This is a genomic window from Microbacterium sp. H6 (genome assembly GCF_003314775.1).
GTDB lineage: Bacteria > Actinomycetota > Actinomycetes > Actinomycetales > Microbacteriaceae > Microbacterium > Microbacterium oxydans.
This window is the reverse complement of sequence record NZ_QOAY01000044.1, coordinates 1-3,846: the sequence shown is the minus strand read 5'-3', so window position 1 is coordinate 3,846 and position 3,846 is coordinate 1. Positions and strand designations below refer to the sequence as shown.

General features: G+C 70.5%; 3 protein-coding genes. All 3 read right to left on the bottom strand.

All coding sequences use genetic code 11. The features are described from left to right. On the bottom strand, positions 1-424 hold a 424-nt coding region (locus DSP71_RS02800; protein WP_147251173.1), incomplete at its 3' end, for an RDD family protein. After that, positions 421-2,817: a transglutaminase domain-containing protein gene (locus tag DSP71_RS02795; protein WP_113680317.1), complete on the bottom strand. Its 2,397-nt coding sequence runs from the start codon at positions 2,815-2,817 to the stop codon at positions 421-423. The genes DSP71_RS02800 and DSP71_RS02795, both read right to left, overlap by 4 nt. After that, positions 2,814-3,846, bottom strand: a 1,033-nt coding sequence (locus tag DSP71_RS02790) for a DUF58 domain-containing protein (RefSeq protein ID WP_113680316.1), incomplete at its 5' end; no start/stop codon positions are given. The genes DSP71_RS02795 and DSP71_RS02790, both read right to left, overlap by 4 nt.

The window sequence follows — 3,846 nt, the reverse complement described above, 5'->3', positions numbered from 1 at the left end:
CGGCCACCTTGTCGTGCCACCCCTGGTACCGACCGGAGCCGTCGAACAGCGGCGTGAAGTAGCCCACGACGATGGCGGCGGCGAGGCCGAAGATGACGTTGCGCAGCAGCGTCCGTCCGAAGCCGAGGCCGCTCCCGTCCGTCGCCGAGACCAGCCGAAGGCCCTGGGCGCGCATGCCGATCGAGCCGGTGCCCGCCTGCATCACGGTGTAGACGACGAACCAGCCGAGAAGGATCAGGCTCACGACCGGACCCCCGATCAGCAGGACTCCGACACTGCCCTCGAGGCTGCCGGTGAGCGAGGCGCCGACCAGGAGTCCGCCGCCGAGCACGATCGCGAGGCCCCCGGCGATCAGGGCGTCGATGAGGTAGGCGACGGCGCGACGGGAGACCGGCGCGATCTGGTCGGTCGCGGGCTGCGTCATGAGGTCTCGCTCTCGGAGGACGGGGGCGTCGTGCTGTTCTTGATGGTGCCAGGTTCACGGCGGACGCGCACGGCCGCCGCTTCCTTCAGATTCTGGAATCCGTTCGAGATGGCCGTGCCGCCGACCAGCGAGCGGATGCTCAGTCGCGCCTGAAGTCGCCTCCAGAAGCCGGCTTCCTTGCCGAGGCCGCCCACGATGTCATCGACCTCGTGCCAGAAGGAATCGACGTCCTCCTGGCTCGGCTCGGCGGGACCGAACACATCGGCATCGGCCCGCTCGGCGAGGGCGGTGACCTGCGGAACCGTCAACGAAGACGCCACGACCACCGCCTCCTCGATCCGCGTGCCGCCGGGAGGGATGCGCGCGCCGTAGTCCACGGCACGGTCGGTGAGCTCGTCCCATCCCCCGCTGATGCGGTCGGCGGTGCGTGCGGCCGCGCGTCGGGAACGACGCTTCGCCGCCTTCCACGCACCGATCACGATGAACGGCGATGCCAGGAGTGCGATCACTCCGAGGGAGATGCCACCGATCACGAGGATCGCACCGATGATGCCCGCGATGTTGAGACTCTCGTCCTCGCCCTCGCGGTCGTCGGGCAGCGTGGGCGGCAGGTCGACGGGCTCCTGCGGCGGAGGCGGGGGCTGCAGCACCTGCGGCTTCGGGTCGACGCGCGGCTTGGTGTTCTGATCGTTCGGCACCTGGTCTTCGGGAGGGGTGGGGTTGAAGGCGATCCACCCGAGCCCCTCGAAGTTGACCTCGACCCAGGCATGCACGTCGTCGCCGGTGGCAGCGAACGTGGCTTCTCCCGCATTCTCCTCGTCGGGGTAGTAGCCCATGACCACACGAGCGGGGATGTCGACCTGTCCGGCGAGCAGGGCCATCGCCACGGCGTACTGCTCGTCGTCGCCGATCATCTGCTCGCCGCCGACGAGGGTCGAGATGCGCTCGGCGGTGTGTCCAGCCCGGGAGATGACCTCCCCCTCGAGCCCGTGGCTGAAGAAGCCCTCCTTCGCCAGGAAGTTCTCGAGGGCCCGCACCCGCTCGATGGGCGTCTCCGCGCCGACCACCGTCTCGGCGGCGAGGGCTGTGAGCTCCTCCGGCACGTTGCTCGGCTTGGGCATCGAGACCTTGCCGAACGGCACCTCGGCGAGCTGCTCGTCGTCGGGAATGTTCGGCATCACGGCGTCCACCGTGTACTCGTCGCCCTTCGTCAGCTTCGTGGTGGAGACGGCAGTGCCCGTCTCGGTGTTCACGTAGGTGCCGCGGCGCAGCTGCTCGGCGTCATCGCCGGAGAACCTGATCTCGGACAGCTCGCCCGCGGTCGGCATCCACACACCGCGATAGGCACCGATCTCGACGTTGAGCGTCACCGGGACGCCCTCGGCATCCGGTGACATGTTCGAGCGCAGCGGGCTGAAGGCGCTCGACGAGGTGGGTCCGCCGTCGGTGACGTTGTAGACCATGCCGTCGAACTGATCCATGACGGCCGTGCGGATCCGCGCGCCCTTGGGCAGTCCCTGCACCGTGAAGAGCGTCTCGTCCGCCTCATCGCGCACGTTCTTGCGGAACGCCTGCAGGGGGCTCGGGTAGTCCCGGATGTCGAACGGCGGGATGATCACGTCGCGGAACACGTGCCGCGGCTGCGCCGGGTTCGCGACCGCGCTCGTGGCCACCCCCGCACCACCGGCGATCGCCAGCACGGCCACGCCGGCGAGCAGACGACGGGTGCGCATGTGCGAGGCCCTGGAGGGGTCGACCTCGCTGACGGAGATCGCCGTGTTCTGCGGCGCCCACAGCTGGCGAAGCGCGAGCCAGGACATGCTCACGACCGCGAACACGAGTCCCTGCACCAGCGGGAACGCGGGTTCAGGGGTGCCGAGGGCGATCACGAGCATGAGCAGCACGCCGGCCGGGATCAGCGCCCAGGCCACCTGCGACAGGCGCAGCGCGAGCGACGCGGTCACCGTCGTGAACACGAGCGCCAGGAGGAAGGGGACCACGAGGTGACCGTCCGCCGCGGCCACGGGCGCCACCGTGGTGAGCATCTGCTTCCACGCGGTGACCGTCCCGAGCGCGAGCTTCTGCAGCGTCTCCAGCGTCGGGATGAAGCCGAGGATCGAGGTCTGCGGCAGGGCGAACGCGCCACCGAACACGAAGTAGGCGGCGACCGTGAGGCCCGCGATGATCAGGATGCCCCAACGGCGCCAGGTCGTGACCGCCGCGATCGCGAGGCCGAGCACGACGCCGCCGACCACGGCGGGGAGGAAGGACGGACCGGCGAACGTCGGCCAGAAGCCGACCAGCGCGGTGACCACCAGGAGAGCGGAGGCACCGAGATCGAGGATCCAGCGACGCACGGGAAGACCGGCGAACGCGGCGGAGGATGCGGTCATGCGAGCACCTTCTGCAGGGCGAGGGGGATCTGCTCCAGCGCACCGACCGTCACGACGTCGGCATCGCCGATGCGGCGCAGGGCCGGAGCGGAGGCGGTGGTGTCGGCGACGACCACGAGCACGCGGGCGCCGAATGGAAGACGCGCACAGGCGAGACGGAGGTCGTCGGGCTTGACCCGCGCCCCGCACACGAGCACCACGACGCTCGCGAGCGGCATCGTCGCCGACACCACTCCGGCGAGCTCGGCGATGCCGCCCTCCTTGGGCTTGCTGTTCTCGACGGCCGAGAGGGAATCGAGCAGCTGCTTGCCCGTGCCTGCCGGCAGCTCGCGCCCCTGCACCCGCATGTCGACGCGCTGCGAGTCGCGGAGAGCGCGCAGGCCGATCGACCCTGCGGCCGAGACTCCCAGCTCGAAGTCGTCGGGGGTGGCGTAGTCGGCGAGGGAGCGCGACAGACCGATCACGAAGTGCGAGCGCCGGGTCTCCTCGTACTGCCGGACCATCATGGTGCCGGTGCGGGCCGTCGAGCGCCAGTGCACGTGGCGGAGGTCGTCGCCCGGCTGGTACTCGAGCAGGGCGTGGAACGACACGTCGTCGCGGGACAGGTCGGCGGCGGGAAGACCCTCGAGGTCACGCAGGTAGCCGAGGGACTGGCCGTCGAACAGCACCGTGCGCGGGTGCACGAAGAGGTCGACGGGGTCGTCGCGACGGTGCGCCCGCTCGAACAGGCCGAGGGGGTCGCCGCGCACGACGCTCACAGGGCCCACCTTGACCACACCGCGCTTCTGGGTCGGGATCGCGAAGAGCTCCTCCGCCTCCTCCCCCGGCGCGAGCCGCTGGATGCCGAACTCGCCGCGCCCCGAACCGACGGGGAGCACCACTCGCGACGGCAGGATGGCCCTGCTGCCGCGGTTCGCGAGGGTCAGGGCGCCGACCGCGCGCTCTCCGACGACGACGCGGGTGCGGGCGAGGTCGAGGGCGACGTCGTAGGCGGTGCGGCCGATCAGGAACAGCGCGCACAGGGCGACG